The organism is Sphingomonas panacis (assembly GCF_001717955.1).
GTDB lineage: Bacteria > Pseudomonadota > Alphaproteobacteria > Sphingomonadales > Sphingomonadaceae > Sphingomonas > Sphingomonas panacis.
In genome coordinates this window covers 3,684,086-3,700,640 of the sequence record NZ_CP014168.1, presented here as the reverse complement: position 1 = coordinate 3,700,640, position 16,555 = coordinate 3,684,086, and the positions used below count along the sequence as shown (strand labels likewise).

The 16,555-nt window shown below is 65.7% G+C and carries 17 protein-coding genes, 1 other RNA gene and 1 pseudogene; 17 read left to right on the top strand and 2 right to left on the bottom strand.

All coding sequences use genetic code 11. The annotated features are described in order from the left end of the window. Nucleotides 1–34 precede the first annotated feature (34 nt). The gene (locus J0A91_RS16755; protein WP_206364919.1) at nucleotides 35–1,003 is read left to right on the top strand and encodes a threonine ammonia-lyase; all 969 of its coding nucleotides are present in this window, start codon (nucleotides 35–37) and stop codon (nucleotides 1,001–1,003) included. A 109-nt stretch (nucleotides 1,004–1,112) separates the two neighbouring features. Here the strand turns inward: J0A91_RS16755 and J0A91_RS16750 are convergent, their stop codons facing one another. Then, nucleotides 1,113–1,769: an alpha/beta hydrolase gene (locus J0A91_RS16750; RefSeq protein ID WP_069205844.1), complete on the bottom strand. Its 657-nt coding sequence runs from the start codon at nucleotides 1,767–1,769 to the stop codon at nucleotides 1,113–1,115. Between the two features lie 103 nt (nucleotides 1,770–1,872). On the opposite strand from J0A91_RS16750, the gene J0A91_RS16745 reads away from it, so the two are divergent. From J0A91_RS16745 to J0A91_RS16695, 12 genes and pseudogenes are all read left to right on the top strand, one after another. Further along, nucleotides 1,873–2,943 carry a cysteine desulfurase family protein gene (locus J0A91_RS16745; RefSeq protein ID WP_150126950.1) on the top strand — a complete coding sequence of 357 codons (1,071 nt, stop codon included), beginning with the start codon at nucleotides 1,873–1,875 and terminating at the stop codon, nucleotides 2,941–2,943. After that, nucleotides 2,940–4,034 carry a cysteine desulfurase family protein gene (locus J0A91_RS16740; protein ID WP_069205843.1) on the top strand — a complete coding sequence of 365 codons (1,095 nt, stop codon included), beginning with the start codon at nucleotides 2,940–2,942 and terminating at the stop codon, nucleotides 4,032–4,034. Before J0A91_RS16745 ends, J0A91_RS16740 begins: the two co-directional genes overlap by 4 nt. Then, entirely contained in the window at nucleotides 4,031–4,354 is a 324-nt protein-coding gene (locus J0A91_RS16735) for a 2Fe-2S iron-sulfur cluster-binding protein (protein ID WP_069205842.1), read from the top strand. Before J0A91_RS16740 ends, J0A91_RS16735 begins: the two co-directional genes overlap by 4 nt. A gap of 44 nt (nucleotides 4,355–4,398) precedes the next feature. After that, nucleotides 4,399–4,626: a hypothetical protein gene (locus J0A91_RS16730; RefSeq protein WP_069205841.1), complete on the top strand. Its 228-nt coding sequence runs from the start codon at nucleotides 4,399–4,401 to the stop codon at nucleotides 4,624–4,626. Nucleotides 4,627–4,714: 88 nt separating this feature from the next. After that, nucleotides 4,715–4,809: signal recognition particle sRNA small type (gene ffs / locus J0A91_RS16725), an RNA gene on the top strand. A 440-nt stretch (nucleotides 4,810–5,249) separates the two neighbouring features. Continuing rightward, nucleotides 5,250–6,275, top strand: a complete 1,026-nt coding sequence (locus J0A91_RS16720; RefSeq protein ID WP_069207427.1) for a sugar phosphate isomerase/epimerase family protein — start codon at nucleotides 5,250–5,252, stop codon at nucleotides 6,273–6,275. A gap of 14 nt (nucleotides 6,276–6,289) precedes the next feature. Continuing rightward, nucleotides 6,290–6,682, top strand: coding sequence for a C-glycoside deglycosidase beta subunit domain-containing protein (locus J0A91_RS16715; RefSeq protein ID WP_069205840.1), 393 nt, complete (start codon nucleotides 6,290–6,292; stop codon nucleotides 6,680–6,682). Between the two features lie 110 nt (nucleotides 6,683–6,792). After that, a complete protein-coding gene (locus J0A91_RS16710; protein WP_069205839.1) occupies nucleotides 6,793–7,464 on the top strand; it encodes a TetR/AcrR family transcriptional regulator in 672 nt (223 codons plus the stop codon). 130 nt (nucleotides 7,465–7,594) lie between these two features. Beyond that, the gene (locus J0A91_RS16705; protein ID WP_069207426.1) at nucleotides 7,595–8,251 is read left to right on the top strand and encodes a 2OG-Fe dioxygenase family protein; all 657 of its coding nucleotides are present in this window, start codon (nucleotides 7,595–7,597) and stop codon (nucleotides 8,249–8,251) included. Nucleotides 8,252–8,334: 83 nt separating this feature from the next. Continuing rightward, entirely contained in the window at nucleotides 8,335–10,224 is a 1,890-nt protein-coding gene (locus J0A91_RS16700) for a YhjD/YihY/BrkB family envelope integrity protein (RefSeq protein ID WP_069205838.1), read from the top strand. Between the two features lie 113 nt (nucleotides 10,225–10,337). Continuing rightward, a pseudogene (locus tag J0A91_RS25245) lies at nucleotides 10,338–10,523 on the top strand (MaoC/PaaZ C-terminal domain-containing protein); the annotation flags it as partial. Between the two features lie 171 nt (nucleotides 10,524–10,694). Continuing rightward, nucleotides 10,695–11,714, top strand: a complete 1,020-nt coding sequence (locus tag J0A91_RS16695) for an SDR family NAD(P)-dependent oxidoreductase (protein WP_240502051.1) — start codon at nucleotides 10,695–10,697, stop codon at nucleotides 11,712–11,714. Nucleotides 11,715–11,718: 4 nt separating this feature from the next. Here the strand turns inward: J0A91_RS16695 and J0A91_RS16690 are convergent, their stop codons facing one another. Continuing rightward, the gene (locus tag J0A91_RS16690) at nucleotides 11,719–12,549 is read right to left on the bottom strand and encodes a hypothetical protein (protein WP_069205836.1); all 831 of its coding nucleotides are present in this window, start codon (nucleotides 12,547–12,549) and stop codon (nucleotides 11,719–11,721) included. A gap of 179 nt (nucleotides 12,550–12,728) precedes the next feature. Here J0A91_RS16690 and J0A91_RS16685 point away from each other — a divergent pair, with 179 nt between their 5' ends. The 4 genes from J0A91_RS16685 to J0A91_RS16670 are packed head-to-tail and all read left to right on the top strand — an operon-like array spanning nucleotide 12,729 to nucleotide 16,548. Then, on the top strand, nucleotides 12,729–14,621 hold the full coding sequence (locus tag J0A91_RS16685) for an HAD-IIIC family phosphatase (protein ID WP_069205835.1): 1,893 nt from the start codon (nucleotides 12,729–12,731) through the stop codon (nucleotides 14,619–14,621). A gap of 19 nt (nucleotides 14,622–14,640) precedes the next feature. Further along, nucleotides 14,641–15,231, top strand: a complete 591-nt coding sequence (locus J0A91_RS16680) for an LbetaH domain-containing protein (RefSeq protein ID WP_069205834.1) — start codon at nucleotides 14,641–14,643, stop codon at nucleotides 15,229–15,231. Between the two features lie 32 nt (nucleotides 15,232–15,263). Continuing rightward, complete coding sequence (locus J0A91_RS16675) at nucleotides 15,264–15,509, top strand: acyl carrier protein (RefSeq protein ID WP_069205833.1); 246 nt, start codon at nucleotides 15,264–15,266, stop codon at nucleotides 15,507–15,509. Between the two features lie 55 nt (nucleotides 15,510–15,564). Further along, nucleotides 15,565–16,548, top strand: a complete 984-nt coding sequence (locus tag J0A91_RS16670; protein WP_083224737.1) for a class I SAM-dependent methyltransferase — start codon at nucleotides 15,565–15,567, stop codon at nucleotides 16,546–16,548. The last annotated feature ends 7 nt before the right edge of the window (nucleotides 16,549–16,555 follow it).

Sequence of the window (16,555 nt, the reverse complement as noted above, 5' to 3'; positions counted from 1 at the left end):
ATGTAAAGCGGTTTTAGACGCTCGGAGACAATGTGTGACGATTTTACGACAGCCGACCCGCGCAGGGGTGCGCGATGCCGCCGCGAAAGTGGCCTCGGTGGTGCCGCCGACACCGCTGTTCGTCGCGGAGATTCAAGGCGTTACGGTCGCGTTCAAAGCCGAATCGCTGCAGCCGATGGGCGCGTTCAAGCTGCGTGGCGCGTGGCACCGGCTCACCGCGATTGATGCTGAATCGCGATCGCGCGGTGTCGTCGCCTTTTCATCGGGCAACCACGCGCAGGGCGTGGCGTGGGCGGCGAAGCGGCTCGGCATGCCCGCGCTGATCGTGATGCCCGCCGACGCGCCCCGCTCGAAACGGGAAGGCACGCTCGCGCTTGGCGCCGAGATCGTCTCGTACGACCGCGCCACCGAAAGCCGCGAGACGATCGCCGCCCGACTCGCCGAGGCGCGCGGCGCGGTGCTGGTGCCGAGCTTCGACGATCCGTGGATCATCGAGGGGCAGGGCAGCGCCGGCATCGAGGCCGCACAGCAGATGGTGGAACAGGGGCTCGGCCCGGTCACGCACGCGCTGGTGCCCTGCGGCGGCGGCGGGCTGGCGGCGGGGATCACGCTCGCGCTGCCCGAGGCGAAGATCACCGTCGTCGAGCCGGAAGGCTGGGACGACATGCGCCGCAGCCTGGAGGCCGGCTGGATCGAACCGGTCGGCGAGGGCGCACCCTCGACCGCGTGCGACGCGCTCCAGACGACGCGTGTATCGCCGCTCACGTTCGATGTCCTGTCGCGGCGCGGCGTCGAGGGCGTGGCGGTGAGCGAGGGGGAGATCCGCACCGCGCAACGCTGGGCAGCGGAACGGTTGCGGCTGGTGGTGGAGCCGGGCGGCGCCGTCGGGCTGGCGGCGCTGCTCGCGGGCAAGGTCAGACCGCTGGCGGGGATGCTGGTGGTGCTGTCGGGCGGGAATGTCGATCTCGCCGCCTATGGGCGCGTGTTGGCCGCGAGCAACTGACTCGGTGCGCGGCATGGGCGAAGCCCATGCCGTCGGTCGGCGCTGGTGCGCCGCCGGCCGGCTCGACGTCGCGGACGCGCATTAGCTGCGCTAATCCGCTGCTCCGAGCTCACCTGATAGGTGAGTTCGGGTCGAGCCGCATATCGAGATACTTGTCCACGGACCCCATCAACTCCGGCATCTCATGCTCGAAGAAGTGGTTCGCCTTGGGGATCGTGTCGTGGTGGATGGTGATGTGCTTCTGCGTGCGCAGCTTGTCGACCAGCTTCTGAGTCGCGGCGGGCGGGGAGACCTCATCATTCTCGCCCTGGATGATGATGCCGCTCGCCGGGCACGGCGCGAGGAAGGTGAAGTCGTACATGTTCGCCGGTGGCGCCACCGAGATGAAGCCGCGAATCTCCGGTCGGCGCATCAGCAATTGCATGCCGATCCACGCACCGAAGCTGAACCCGGCGATCCACGTGGTCGAGGCCTCCGGGTGGAAGCTCTGCACCCAGTCGAGCGCGCTCGCCGCATCGGAAAGCTCGCCGACGCCGTTGTCGAAGGTGCCCTGGCTCTTGCCGACGCCGCGGAAATTGAACCGCAACGTCGCGAAGCCGCGCCGCTGGAAGGTCTTGTAGAGCTCCTGCACAATGCGGTTGTTCATCGTGCCGCCTGCAGTGGGATGCGGGTGCAGGATCATCGCGACCGGGGCGCGCGGGCGCGGTGCGGGGGAGAAGCGGCCTTCGAGACGGCCGTCGGGGCCGGGAAAAATGACTTCTGGCATCGAACCTGCTGACAAAAAATGGGGGCGCGTGCGGACACGCGGAAGTTGCGCGCTATATAGGCATGCCGCGCCGAGGCGCAATCATTGTGAACCGGAACCCGATTTGGCCGACCGCCTCTATCTCGATCACGCCGCGACGACGCCGATGCTGGACGCGGCGCGGGTCGCGGTGGCGGACGGCATGGCGCGCTGGGCCAACCCCTCCTCGCCGCACGCCGAGGGCCGCGCCGCGCGCGCCGCGCTGGAACGGGCGCGGGCCGAGATCGCGGCGGCCTATGGCTGGCGGGGCGAAACGCTGCTGACCAGCGGCGCCAGCGAATCGCTGGCGATCGCGCTCACGCGGTCGACACGCGCACGCCTGCTGATCGGCGCGACCGAGCATGACGCTGCGATCCGCGCCGCGCCCGACGCGACGATCATCCCGGTGACGCCGGACGGGCTGATCGACCAGACCGCACTCGCCGAACGGCTGGCCACGCCCGCGCTGGTGGCGGTGCAATGGGCGAATAGCGAAACCGGCGTGCGTCAGCCGATCGCCGCACTCGCGGCCATCGTCCATGCGGCCGGCGGACTGTTGCTCGTGGATGCGGCGCAGATGCCCGCCGGTGCCGATCCGGCGCTCGCCGAAACCGCAGACTTCATCGCGATCTCCGCGCACAAGCGCGGCGCCCCGCCCGGCACCGGCGCGCTGCTGGTTCGCGATCTCGCCACGCTGACCCCGGTCGGCGGGCAGGAGCGCGGCTATCGCGCCGGCACCGAGAATTTGCCCGGTGCGCTGGGCCATGCGGCGGCGCTCGCCGTGGCCGAGCCGGTCTCGCACTATGCGGGTCTGCGCGAAAAGCTCGACGATGCGATCGCGCGCTCGGGCGGCGAGGTGGTCGGGGCAGGCGCCTCCCGCCACCCGGCGATCGGATCATACCGGATGCGCGGTCTCGCCGCCGCGACGCAATTGGTGCGCTTCGACATGGCCGGAATCGCGGTGTCGGCGGGGAGCGCCTGTTCGTCGGGTAGCATGAAGCCGAGCCATGTGCTCACCGCGATGGGCTGGAGCGGGGAGGCTACGCGCGAGGTGATCCGCGTCAGCTTCGGCCGCGCCACCACCGAGGCGGATATCGACCGTTTCGTCGCCGCGTGGCGCAGCATCGCCCGCAGCGTACAGGCGTTCGCGGCATGATCTATCTCGATTATCAGGCGACCACGCCGCTCGCGCCGGAAGCCTATGAAGCCATGCTGCCGTGGCTGCGCGACGATTTCGCCAATCCGCATTCGTCCCACGCCGCCGGCCGCAAGGCGAAAGCCGCGGTCGAGGCGGCGCGCGCGCAGGTCGCGGCGCTCTTGCCGCCGGGTGGCACCGTCAGTTTCACCAGCGGCGCGACCGAGGCGCTCAACTGGGCGATCAAGGGCACGCGCGGCGACATCGTCACGCTCGCCACCGAACATGCGGCGGTGCTCGATACCGTCGCACACGCGCGGGCGCAGGGGCGCAAGGTCACGGTGCTGCCGGTCGGTGGCGACGGTCTGGTCGATCTCGACCGCGCCGCCGAGGCGATCGTGCCCGGCACCGGCCTCGTCGCGGCGATGCTCGTCAACAACGAGATCGGCGTAATCCAGCCGGTCGCGGCGCTCGCCGATCTCGCGCACGCGGCGGGGGCGACGATGCTGTGTGACGCGGTGCAGGGCTTTGGCCGGGTTCCGATCCCGACGACATGCGACCTGATCGCCGTGTCGGCGCACAAGATTCACGGGCCGAAGGGCGTCGGCGCGCTGTGGAGGCGCGACGGCGCCGCATTGGAGCCGCTGTTGCACGGCGGCGGACAGGAGGCGGGCGGACGATCGGGCACGCTGTCGCCGGCCCTTTGCGCGGGCTTCGGCGTCGCTGCACGGCTGGCGCGCAGCGGCGAATCCGAAGATGGCGCACACGTCGCGCGGCTGTTCGCCGCCGCGCTGGCGCGGTTCGAAGGCGCGGGCTGGTCGCTCAATGGCGCTCTCGATCCGCGCTACAAGGGCAATCTCAACGTGCGGCGCGGGGGCGTCGATGTCGCCCGGCTGATGTCGGAGTTGCGGGATATCGCGTTCTCCGCCGGCTCCGCCTGCGCGAGCGGCTCGGGCCGGTCGAGCCATGTGCTGCGCGCGATCGGGCTTAACGAGGTGCAGGCACGGTCGAGCATCCGGCTCGGCTTCGGTCGCTATACACAGGAGGACGAACTGATCGCAGCCACAAATCGGATCATCGCCGCCGCGCACGCGCAGCGGATCGCGGCATGATCCCCGTTACCTTCATCGCCGCGAACGGGACGCGCAGCACGGCGCAGGCGTCCGCCGGCGACAGGCTGCTCGAAGTCGCGCAGAACGCGGGCCAGCCGCTCGAAGGCACGTGCGAGGGGCAGATGGCGTGCTCGACCTGCCACGTCATCGTCGACGCGGCGGATTTCGCGCTGTTGCCGCCGGCCAGCGAGGCGGAGGAAGACCTGCTCGATCTCGCCAGCGGGGCGACGCGACACAGCCGGCTCGCCTGTCAGATCCAGGTCGAACGTGCGCTAACGGTCACAATTCCGGGCGAATCACGGAACATGCAGGGCCGCTGATCATTACGCTCCCGTGCCCTCAAGGCATAAAAGGAGCGAATGCCATGAAGTTGAAGCTGATCCTGTCGGCGTGCCTCGCCGTAGCCACGCTTGCCCCGGTCGCCGCCACCGCGCAGAGCCATGAGCGAGTCGTGCGTGAGCGCACCGTCGTGCGGCATAGCGTGCGCCACAACGAACGCCGCCCCGGCTGGCGCAACCACAACCGCCGCGTCTGCAAGATGGAATGGCGTCATCATCGCAAGGTCCGCATCTGCCGCACCGTGCGCTGGTAAACCCGCGATATCAACGGGCGCGCCGCAAGGCGGCGCGCCCAACCACGATCCTCTCTTGATCCGCGGGCCTTACCCCGCCATATGCGCAGCGGGAGTCGGGCGGGCGTGGTCGTCGCCAACTTGGTCAGGGCCGGAAGGCAGCAGCCACAACGATTTCGCCACGGGTCGCCCGGCTCCTACCGCACGCTGCACAAGACGCAGCAAAGCTGCGCAGCGTGCGCGGCCGGCGGCGCCAAAGCGCCGTCCGACGACGCGGACTTTGCCCGCGGCGCGCTATCTCCCCAACCCAGCCTCTGTCGTAGCGCCCATCCGGTCACATTCCGGCTTGCGCGTCTTCGGCAGCTCCGTTCGTCCTGACCAACCGCCGAATCGCCCGCAGAGCGTATCGAGGTGTGTCGAAGGACCCGCGCGTCAGCCAGAACAAAACCATAATTCCACTTTCGGCGAAGCCGCCACCTTGACGTCACCATACAAAAGTGGAATGAAAATTCCAATCGAGGCGTAGACCTCAGGAGAGGGCGTATCCGCACAGCCGGTACGCCGTGAGCACGCCCGAAGGGCGCGCCACCGTCACTCTCCGCACTCAAACTACCCGGCGTTTCGGACGCAGAAAGCGGAGAGGTATCGTGACTTCGATCAAGCGCGGCGTAAGCCTGTACAGTTTCCAGAACGAGACCTTCCAGGGCAAGATGAACCTGGAAGATTGCATCCGCACCTGCGCCGAACTCGGCGCGGACGGAATCGAGATCATCGGCGAGCAGACCTTCTGGGGCTGGCCCGAGATCGGCATCGACGACGCAAAGGTCGCCGAATGGCATCAGTTGATCGCCAAGTACGATTGTACCCCGGTCAGCCATGACTTCATGCTTGATTACAAGCGCTACAAGGACCGGCCGATGCCGTTCGACGAGCAGGTCGCGAGCGTGAAGAAAGACATCGATTTCGGCGCCGTGCTCGGCATGAAGTACATCCGCGCGCTCGTCTCGATCGCGCCCGAGGTGCTGGTCGCCGCCGCGCCCTATGCCGAGGAAAAGGGAATCAAGATCCTCATCGAAGTGCATGCGCCGCTGCATTTCGATCATCCGTGGATCATCCGCCATGCCGAAGCTTTCGAGAAGTCCGGATCGGACGCGCTCGGCTTCCTCCCCGACATGGGAATGTTCCTGTTCAACTTCCCGCCGGTCTGGGCCGAGAAGTTCAAGCGGGTCGGCGTGCCGGCCAACATCGCCGACTATATCATCAAGGCTTACGAAGACCGGGTTCTTTCCGAATACGTCATCCTCAACGTCCGCGAGATGGGCGGCGTCGGCCCGGCGATCGCGATGGCCGAGACGCTGCGCCACAATGCCGCTTTCGAGCCCAAGCGGATGCTTGAGTACATGCACCGCATCCACAACGTCCACGGCAAGTTCTACGAAATGACGCCGGAATATATCGAGCCGTCGATCCCCTATGACGAGATCGTCCGCGTGCTCCAGCAGGGCGGCTACACCGGCTACATCTGCTCGGAATATGAAGGCAATCGCTGGATCGAGGACTTCCGGGAGCCCGATTCGGTCGAGCAGGTCCGCCGCCAGCAGGTGATGCTCGCCAAATTGCTCGGCGAGACGACCGTGCCCAGCCTCGCCACCCAATCCGTCGCCGCATAAGGGAGAACAGCATCATGATGGACAACAAGATGATCTGCACCGAGCTGTTCGAAAACGTCGTCGAGAACGGCGAGACGATCGGCTTCGCCTTTCTCGGCCGGCTGCCGTATTATCGCGGCCTCGGCCTTTCGATGATCGAGGACATCGCCGTCAGCGTCGACGGCGTGCCGGCCGCGCGCGAGGACGTGCGCTTCTCGGTGCGCGGCAAGACCTACACGCTCGACGAGATGGAAACCGTCTATGACGATCGTTGGAATTTCAGCGAGAAGGCGAAGATCACCGTGCTGCGCGCCGGCGGCCTGACTCCCGGCAACCACCGCATCGAATTCGCGGTGCGGATGCGCGTCTCCTATTTGCCCTTCGTGCCGACCACCAAGGACACCAAGGACCTCGCGCTCGCCGCCTGATCCTCTTTCCTGTATCTCTCTTCCGGGCCGGTCGCATCATGCGGCCGGCCTTTTTTGCGCGCTGTTTGGAACGAATTGACGTTATCGTTCTAGAACGCGATAGGTCGGTCATGCCACGCAGTACCAAAGCCGCCGAGCCGATGCTCGTTCCCGAATCGGTCAGTCGCCAGCCGCAGCAGGGCCGAAGCAAGGCGTCGCTTGGGCGGATGCTCGCCGCCGCCGAGAAATTGATGCTCGAACGCGGTAACGAGGAGTTCACGCTCCAGGAAGTCAGCAAGGGGGGCAAGGTTTCGATCGGCTCGATCTATCTGCGTTTCGAGAGCAAGGACAATCTCGTCCGCGCGGTGATCGCCAATGAACTCGAACGCATCGCCGCCGACGAAGCGACGATGATGGCCGAGGTCGTCGCCGCTTCGGCCGATCTGGCCGCGTTCATGCCGCGCTACGTCGAATCCTATGCCGAGGTACTTCGCCAGCACGCACCGCTGCTGCGCCTGTCGATGCAGCGCGCCTCGTTCGATCCGCTCGTCTCCGAACCCGGCAAGCAGCGCGCGTTCCGCTCGGAAGAAGCCGCCGTCGCCGCGATGCTCGGCTACCGCGCCGAATTTTGCGGCAATCGTCACGAACAGAAGGCGAAGGCGGCATTCCACATCATCTTCGCAACCTTGGCGCGCCAGCTCAGTCTCGGCTCGACCGGCGAATCGGCCAGCCTGCGTGACTGGGCCGAACTCAAGGCGGAACTCGGGCGGATGTGTTTGACCTATCTCAAACAGGCCGAATAGCGCCCTTCCGGGCGCGGGGCGGCGGGCCTATGGCCGGGCACGCATCTTTCCCGAAGGACAAGCCGTGGCGATCACCGAACCCGACACCCAGCCGATCGTCGACGCTCTTGCCGAACACGCGTTCCTGCATATGCCCGCACCGGCGGCGCGTGGTCTGCTCGGCTGGTCCGAGTCCGAATGGGCGCTGTTCGCCGGATCTTGGGATCGTCTCGGCCCTGATCGCTACATGGCCGACGGCGGCCGCTACCGCCGCCGCCGTCATGCCACGTTCGAAGCCAGCGCCGGCGCGCTTCACCGCAAGCCGCACCAGCCGCATTTCCAGAGCCGCGACTACAACCCGCTCAACGGCGACGTGCAGCGCTGGTTCGATCCGATCGAACCCGAAGTCGCTGACGGCGCGATCCTGCGCGCGATCTTCGACCGCTTCACGCCACTGTTCGACACGCTCGATCACCGCGATGCGGGCGCGCCGTGGCACAGCGAGGTCCACCAGTTCCGCATCGAAACCTCGCCCGCCGAACTCGGCCGCCCGACGCCCGAAGGCCTCCACCGCGACGGCGTCGATTGGGTTCTCGTCATGCTGATCGCGCGCGAGAACGTCGCCGAAGGCGTGACCGAGATCGGCGCCGACGACGGCACACCGCTCGGCCGCTTCACGCTCGGAACGCCCGGCGAAACGGTTGTGCTCGACGATCGTCGCATCCGCCACGGCGTCACACCGATCATCACGCGCGATGGCGCGCCCGCGCACCGCGATGCGCTCGTCGTCACCTGGCGCGCGGACTGAGCGAGAGCGGCAGGAACGGAGCCCGCATCCGGCGGTTGTGCTGATGCCCCTCGCGACTGGGTGGCGGACAAACGGGGCAACAGGTGGACAAGCAAGGGCATGATGCCGTCAATCCGTGGCATATGCCGTTGGCGGCGTGGCGCGCGGTCTTACAGCGGACCTGGGCGGAGACCGGCTCGGATAATATCGGGCTGATTGCCGCTGGCGTCGCGTTCTACGGATTTCTCGCGCTCGTCCCGCTGCTCGGCGCGACCGTGCTCGTCTACGGCATCGTCGCCGATCCGCCGACCGTGATGCGCGACATGACCAAACTCACCTCGGTGATGCCGGCGGACGTCGCGACGCTGATCGGCGAGCAATTGATGAACGTCGTCAAGACTTCGGACGGCAAGAAGGGCCTGGGCCTGCTCATCGCGCTGGCACTCGCTCTGTTCGGCGCGCGCAATGGCGCGGGCGCGATCATCACCGCGCTCAACGTCGCGTATGAGGAGCAGGAGACGCGCAGCTTCGTCCAGGTCAACGTGCTGGCGCTGACAATGACGACAATGGCCGTCATCGTCGCAATGCTGGCGCTGACGGCGATCACCACGCTCGGCTATCTCGAAACGCTTGTCCCAAACGCGCCTGACATCCTGATCGCGGTCGGGAAGATCGCCGTTTACGGCCTGCTGATGCTCGCGGGCGCAGCCGGTGCGGCGACCTTGTACCGCTATGGCCCGTCGCGCCGGCGCGCACGGTGGATCTGGCTCACGCCGGGGTCGCTGTTCGCGGCGTTGATGTGGTTGGCGTTGACGATCGGCTTCGGCATCTACGTCGCCAATTTCGGCAATTACAATGCGACCTATGGCTCGCTCGGCACGGTCGTGATCACGCTGACGTGGCTGTATCTGTCGAGCTATATCCTGTTGTTCGGGGCGGAGTTGAACGCCGAACTCGAACACCAGACCGCGCGGGACACGACGAACTCCCACGCGCCGATCGGCGAGCGCGGCGCATGGGTGGCGGATCACGTCGCGGAGGGCGCGCAAACCGCCGATGACATCCATCCGATCGGGAGCGTCAAAGCGGCCACGCCCGCGCCAAAGCCGTCGCGGAACGCATCCTCGGTGCCAAGCGCTATCGTCACAGGCCGGATCGTCGCGCGGGCGGGCGGCTTCGCCGGGCTGCCGAAGGGCGGCCTTACCGCGACGGTGGCGGCAACCGTCGGCTTGTCCCTGCTCCGCAAAGGACGGGGATGGCCGGGTCTCGCGTTGCTTGGCGGAACCGCCGCATTCGTCTGGTTGCGCCGCGACCGATCCGAGGAAAATACTATGATCAAGGCAATATTCTTCGACGTCGATGGAACGCTCGTCGACAGCAACGAACAGCACGTAACCGCCTGGCATGATGCGTTCGAGGAGCGGGGGCTGCATGTCGAGCGCGATGCGATCCGTGGGCAGATCGGCAAGGGCGGAGATCTCCTGGTCCCGGCGTTGCTGCCGGACGCCAGCAAGGATCTGCGCGAAGCCCTCTCGGCGCGACACGGCGCGCTGTTCAAGGGCGAGCACCTCGACGGCGTGGAGCCGTTTCCCGCCGCGGCGGCGCTGGTCCGGCGCGTTCACGAAAGCGGACGGAAGGTCGTGCTCGCCTCCTCGGCCGACGCGAAGGAGGTCGAGCATTACATCGGACAACTGGACATCAAGAACGCATTGCACGCGATGACGACGATCGACGATGCCGAGACGTCAAAGCCGGCCGGCGACATCTTCGCGGCGGCGCTGGCGAAGGTGAAGCCGCTGACCCCGGACGAGGTGATCGTGGTCGGCGACACCCCCTATGACGTCGAGGCGGCGAGCAAATGCGGCATCCGCACGGTCGCGGTGCGATCGGGTGGCTTTTCGGACGATGTGCTGCGCGATGCCGGCGCCATCGCGCTGTACGATGATGTGGCGACGTTGCTCGCGCGGTTCGATGAATCCCCGCTGAGCCAATAGGGTCATGCGATCCGACGCTCGATTGTCGGACAGGCGCAGCGTAGAGCCACTGCCGGGCAGTCGAGGAGGCGAAGGTGTCGGACGCATGGTGTATCGGTCGCAAGCGCTTCGAAATGTCGGATCAGGAAGTGTTCGCGCGAATTTCGGGCGATCGAAACCCGCTCCACCTCGATCGGTTGGCGGCGCGACGCACGCAGGCTGGCGTCGTGGTGGTGCATGGCGTCCATGCCATGCTCTGGGCGCTCGAATGCTGGCTAAACGCTGGCGGCGTCGAGACCGTCTCCGCGATCAGCGCGCGCTTCGATAAGTTCGTCGAGGTCGGCGATCTGGTCGAAGCTCGCGCGAGCACGACGCGCAACGGCACGCGTCTGGAGGTATATTCGGCACGGTCGCGTCTGGCCGTCTTCAACCTTCGCCACGAAGAGCGGCCGAGGTCGGCTCGTGAGGACGATGTCGGAGTCTCGTCGGACATGATCGACATTCCGTCGGAACCAAGCTCGCTCGACTTCGAAGAGGCTGCCAAAGCCGCGGGCACCATGCGGGTACTGGCGATCGCCTCGGGCTTTCCCGCCTTGCGGCGTACGATCGGCGACGCTGCCGTCAGTGGCCTGGCCGGACTATCGACCATCGTCGGCATGATAACACCCGGATTGCACTCGATTCTCGCTGGTCTCGATGTCACGTTTGACGAGCTTGCGACGCCTGCCTACGGCATGGCCTTCAAGGTCGAGCGCGCGCGGCCGGATGTCCGGCTTCTGGACATCGCCGTCCGTGGTTGCGGTCTTCGGGGTACGGTCAGGACGTTCGTGCGCTCGCCGCCGGTGACGCAGCCGACGACGCAAGACATGCGCGCCTTCGTCGGCATGGCGGATTTCGAAGGGCGGAATGTTCTCATCATCGGCGGATCGCGCGGCCTAGGCGAACTCGCCGCCAAAGCTCTCGCCGCAGGTGGCGCCAACGTGACGATCACCTATCGAGTCGGGCAAGCCGAAGCAGAAGCGGTGCAGGCTGATATCGTCGGAAGCGGCGGCCGATGTGAAATCCTGCACTACGACGCGCTTCAAGATCCGGCATCGCAGCTTCGAGACGCGCAAGACTTCGATCAACTCTATTATTTCGCAACCAACAAGATCTTTGTTCGTACCGAAGAGGCGTTCGACACTGCAATCTTTCAGCGCTTTTATGAAGTGTACGTGGAGGGTTTTGCGCGCATCTGCACCTATCTGTCAGGGCGAGGGCAGGGTGTGCGCGTTTTCTACCCGTCATCGGTCGCGGTCACTGACCGCCCGCAGTCTATGACCGAATATGCCATGGCCAAAGCCGCCGGCGAGATCCTGTGCGCGGATATCGGCCGCTTCCTTCCGCATGTCGACACGGTTATGCGGCGTCTTCCCCGCCTGCTGACCGATCAGACTGCCGGCACGCCGTGGATCGAAACGCCGTCAGGCATGGACGCGATCCTCGATATCGTGCGCGAGATGAGCCGCTAGCGTATCACTGTCGTGCGACGCTCCAGCGATCCACGCTGAGGTGGCCGACGCCCTTCACCGGCTCGACCCCGAGCGAGATGCCCCATAGCCACTCGTCACCGGTGATCGTCTTGTTGGCGCGGAGCCAAGCGAGCGCAGCCAGCATGTCGAGCGTGCCGGTGCGAATGTCCTGCGCACGCTCGGGTCCGAACATGCAGAACTTGTCCTCGATCCGCACCGCCCAGCGCATCCCCTTGGGGTCGACGAACACGCCGATCGGCCGCGCATTCTCGAACCAGGTCCGCGAGGACTGGGGCATATGCAGGAACCAGCCGATCTCGAGCACCTTCGCGTCCGGGTCGGTGTCGCTCGAGCGCAGATACACTTCGGACAGCACGTTGCCGTCGCCGTTGCCGTTCTCGATGGTCCACGCGAACGCCTGGCTGAACGCGCGCATGTCGCGCACGCGCTTGGGCGGCACCGCGACATCGGGTTCGCCCCCGTCGTAATTGCCGTGCATCACGGCGCTATACGCCCACACGCCGGGGCCATTGGTCGGCCCGAACGGTGGCCAGCGCCAGTAGAATTGTGTGTCGTTGGGAAATTTCTTGAGATCGACGATGATGTGGTCGGCACGCGGCGCCCACAGCTTGGTCAACGCCGTCATTTCGCCGCCCCACGGTTGCGAATAGGCGAAATACGGGCCGCTCGTGAACGGCGTCTTCGCCGGCACCCGGATATGTCCCTCCGGGGCGGATGGTACAGTCGCCCAGACGACCGCAGCGAGACCCGCCACAACGACGACGACGACGCCCAGCACGATCCGCAGGACCGCCCATATGTTAAACTTACGCATATCCGGGCCTCGTTGCAGTCTGGCGAACCGTTCGACCCGTATAGTCTACGAAACTGCGGGTCACCCTATTTATCAATATCATGGCCGCCGCGCCGGCTTCGGCCGCTTGCTTTGCCGCGCCCGGTGGATAAAGCGCAGGACACATGGGTGACGAACCGAACACGAGGCGCGGAACCAGAATGCGGACACGGCTCGATTGGCTTCTGACCAGCGCGGATATTCCGTATCTGACATCGGACGAATCCGCGTCCGACGCAGTGCTGGCCGAGCAGGTCCGGCATTTGGGCCAATATGAGCTCGGCTTCTCACAAGTTTTCAAGCTGGACCGCCGTCTGCGTAAGATCGCCGATCCCACCCGCTATGCGGGCGTGTTAGCGCCGCTCCGGCTCGCCGTGCTCGGCGCCTCGACGCTCGATCATCTGTTGCCGGCGCTGCGCGCCGTCGGCGCGCGTCACGGTTTCCTGATCGACTGTTATCTCGCAGATTATGGCCAATATCTCCGCGAGATCGCCGATCCCGCCTCCGGCCTGCACGCCTTCGCGCCCGAGGTCGTGCTGATCGCGCTCGATGCGACTCACCTCGTCGGCGAACAGATCAGCGATACGCCGGAGGCAGCGCTCGACCTGACGATGGATCGTCTTCGCTCGGCATGGCGCGCCTTGATCGCGCAGTTCGGGGCGCAGGTGATTCAGCAAACCGTTCTGCCACGAATGCGGACCTTGATGGGGTCGAACGAGCATGCTCTTCCGGGATCACCGGCGCGCATGGTCGCCGCGTTGAACGCGCGTCTGCGTTCGGCGGCTGGAGAAGAGGGCATCGACCTGCTTGCGATCGACGACGCGGTCGCGATCGACGGTCTCGACGCCTGGCACGATCCGGTCCTGTGGCTGAAGGGCAAGCAGGAAGTTTCGCCGGCCGCCGCCCAACACTATGCGGAACTCGCGCTGCGACTGGTGGCGGCGCGGCGCGGACGCGCCGCGAAATGCCTGGTGCTGGACCTCGACAACACATTGTGGGGCGGCGTCATCGGCGATGATGGACTGACCGGAATCGTGCTCGGGCAGGGCAGCGCGGAAGGCGAAGCCTATCTCTCGCTGCAACGCTATGCGCTCGATCTGATGAAGCGCGGGGTACTGCTCGCGGTCTGTTCGAAGAACGACGAGGCCATCGCACGCGAGGCGTTCGAGCGTCACCCAGACATGATCCTGCGTCTCGAGCACATCACCAGCTTCGTCGCGAATTGGGACGACAAGCCGACCAACCTGCGCCGCATCGCCGACGAGATCGGCATCGGTCTGGACGCTCTGGTGTTCGTCGATGACAATCCGTTCGAGCGTAATCTCGTCCGTCGCGCGCTGCCGATGGTGCGCGTGCCCGAGCTGCCCGACGATGCAGCGCTCTACGCGAGGACCGTGGCGCGCGCCGGCTATTTCGAGGCGCTCGCGCTGACCGAAGAGGACCGCGAGCGCACCACGCTGTACGCGGCCAACGCCGCCCGCGCGAAAACACGCGGCAGCGGACTCGATATTACGAGCTATCTGGAAAGCCTCCAGATGGTGCTGGAGTGGAAACGCTTCGATACGGCAGGCCAGCAGCGGATCGTCCAGTTGGTCAACAAGACCAATCAGTTCAATCTCACCACCCGCCGTTACTCCGACGCGGAGATCGCCGCGCTTATTGCCGACCCGAACGTTCTCGCCTTGCAGTTCCGGCTGCGGGACACATTCGGGGACAATGGTGTCATCGCGGTTGTGATCGGCCGGCTCAAGCCCGGCGGCGAGGTCGATCTGGAGACATGGCTGATGAGTTGCCGCGTGCTTGGTCGGGGCGTCGAGACCGCTTGCCTAACCATAGTTGCCGCCGAGGCGAAGCATATGGGCGCGACCGCATTACTCGGTCGCTACGTGCCGACGGACCGGAACGACATGGTACGCGAACATTACCCGCGCTTGGGATTCGTGCAGACCAGCATGGCAACCGATGGCGAAACGCGCTGGCGCTTCGATCTTGACCACCCGATACCCAACGAGTCTAATATCCGCGTAGTTGATGTTCAAGGGAACTCGGCGTGAGCGACGGGCAGACGCGCCGATGAAAGCGGCGGCAAAGCAGGTTGTTCTTCTGCTCAATCTCATTCGACTATGGCCCACGCTTCTGATCGTCGCCTTCAGCGCGTCCGATGCGCCGATCCGCGCCGATATCCGCCGCTGGTGCGCGATCCTGTTTCATGAGGAGCCGATCGGCTTCGCGTTGCTCCATCGGCACATACATCTGATGGTATTCTTCCGGGAGTATCGCAACCTCGTGTATCTGCGACTGCCGTTCTCGCGCGCCTATCGTTGGATGATGCCGCCGCTGGCCAGCCTTCATCTCGACATCCCCGATCTCGGCCCGGGCTGTTTCATCCAGCACGGCTTTTCCACGATGGTCGCGGTCGAGCGGATCGGCGCCAACTTCTGGCTCAACCAGCAGGTCAGCATCGGCTATTCGAACGACGATGACTGCCCGACGATCGGAAACGACGTCACGGTGCGGCCCGGCGCAAAGATTGTCGGCAAGCTCAGGATCGGCGATGGCGCGACGATCGGGCTCAACACGGTGGTGACCGGGAACGTGCCAGCCGGCGCCACCGTGTTCGGCGTTCCCGGTCGCATCATCTGGCGCAATCGCGTTGATGCCTGATATTTTCACCGAAGATTCCAAAGGATGGACCGATGCAGCACGACGAGATCGTTGAGGAACTCACCGGAATCTTTCGCGACATCTTCGATGAAGACGATCTGGTGCTGCGCGACGACATGACCGCCGCCGATGTGGCGCGTTGGACCTCGCTCAGCCACATCAACCTCATCCTCGCGGTCGAGGATACCTTCGACGTCAAGATCGGTTCGGGCGATATCGAGAAGCTCACCAATGTTCGGGCGCTGATCTCGCTGATCGAGCGCAAGACCGCGCGTTGATGTTCGTGATCGCCGATAGTGGCGGTCTCAGCCACGGCGGGGTAGGGGGCGTTTCATGCTGATCACGAAGCTGGCCCCGATCGCGGATCTTCTCGCCTGCCCGGCGTGCGGCGCCAGCCTCGACGTACCGGCCGACGGTGGCCCGACGAAATGCACATCGGCGGATTGCCGGGCTACACCGTTCGATCAGGTCGCCGGGCAGAATGTGCTGATCGAATTCGGCAGCAGCGTTCTGGACCGTGAAACGATGCTCGCCACCGGCGGCGCAAGCGTCTGGAAGCGCGACCGGCTCCGCTGGTGGTTCGGGCGGATCGTCTACGGCATCAACCCCATCGCCCGGCATTTCGCGCGCGCGGTCATCGCCGAACTCGAACGCTCGCCGCGCAAACAGCCGCTCGTTCTCATCATCGGCGGGGGCGCGATCGGCAGCCGGGCCGAGCCGCTGTACGAATCGGAAAAGGTCGGGGTGGTGGCGTTCGACATCTACGCCTCTCCCAACATCACGTTCCTGGCCGACGCGCATCGCATTCCGCTCAAGGACGCCAGTGTCGACGCGGTCTGGATTCAGGCGGTGCTCGAACTGACGGTCGATCCGATCCAGGTCGTCAGCGAAATCCGCCGCGTGCTGCGTCCGGCCGGTCAGGTGTTCGTGACGACGGCGTATCTCTGGTCGGTCTGCGAAGGCGCCTATGATTATTCGCGCTGGACCCCGAGCGGGCTGCGCTGGATGTTCCGACACTTCGACGTGCTTGCGCTCGGCAGCGCCTCGGGGCTCGGCACCGGCGTGCTGCTCGCGCTGCGGGCGCTCGCGCAATCCCTCTTACGCAGCAGCAAGGCGGGGCATATCGCGACCCTGCCGTTCTTCTGGCTGCGCTTCCTCGATCGCTTCACCGGCACCCGCGTCGCGCTCGACGCCGCGCCCGCGTTGTTCTTCCAAGGCCGGCTGGCGGACCAGCCGATCGATGTCCCAGAATTGGTGCGCTTCTACGATGACCAGATTGCTCTGGAACGCGAGGCTCGACGCGTAAGGGAGGGGTGATCCCGCG

Coding starts and splice junctions, on each gene's coding strand:
- J0A91_RS16750 (WP_069205844.1), bottom strand. CDS start 1,769: ATGCCAGAAGTCATTTTTCCCGGCCCCGACGGCCGTCTCGAAGGCCGC.
- J0A91_RS16740 (WP_069205843.1), top strand. CDS start 2,940: ATGATCTATCTCGATTATCAGGCGACCACGCCGCTCGCGCCGGAAGCC.
- J0A91_RS16735 (WP_069205842.1), top strand. CDS start 4,031: ATGATCCCCGTTACCTTCATCGCCGCGAACGGGACGCGCAGCACGGCG.
- J0A91_RS16730 (WP_069205841.1), top strand. CDS start 4,399: ATGAAGTTGAAGCTGATCCTGTCGGCGTGCCTCGCCGTAGCCACGCTT.
- J0A91_RS16715 (WP_069205840.1), top strand. CDS start 6,290: ATGATGGACAACAAGATGATCTGCACCGAGCTGTTCGAAAACGTCGTC.
- J0A91_RS16710 (WP_069205839.1), top strand. CDS start 6,793: ATGCCACGCAGTACCAAAGCCGCCGAGCCGATGCTCGTTCCCGAATCG.
- J0A91_RS16705 (WP_069207426.1), top strand. CDS start 7,595: ATGCCCGCACCGGCGGCGCGTGGTCTGCTCGGCTGGTCCGAGTCCGAA.
- J0A91_RS16695 (WP_240502051.1), top strand. CDS start 10,695: ATGATCGACATTCCGTCGGAACCAAGCTCGCTCGACTTCGAAGAGGCT.
- J0A91_RS16690 (WP_069205836.1), bottom strand. CDS start 12,549: ATGCGTAAGTTTAACATATGGGCGGTCCTGCGGATCGTGCTGGGCGTC.
- J0A91_RS16685 (WP_069205835.1), top strand. CDS start 12,729: ATGCGGACACGGCTCGATTGGCTTCTGACCAGCGCGGATATTCCGTAT.
- J0A91_RS16680 (WP_069205834.1), top strand. CDS start 14,641: ATGAAAGCGGCGGCAAAGCAGGTTGTTCTTCTGCTCAATCTCATTCGA.
- J0A91_RS16675 (WP_069205833.1), top strand. CDS start 15,264: ATGCAGCACGACGAGATCGTTGAGGAACTCACCGGAATCTTTCGCGAC.
- J0A91_RS16670 (WP_083224737.1), top strand. CDS start 15,565: ATGCTGATCACGAAGCTGGCCCCGATCGCGGATCTTCTCGCCTGCCCG.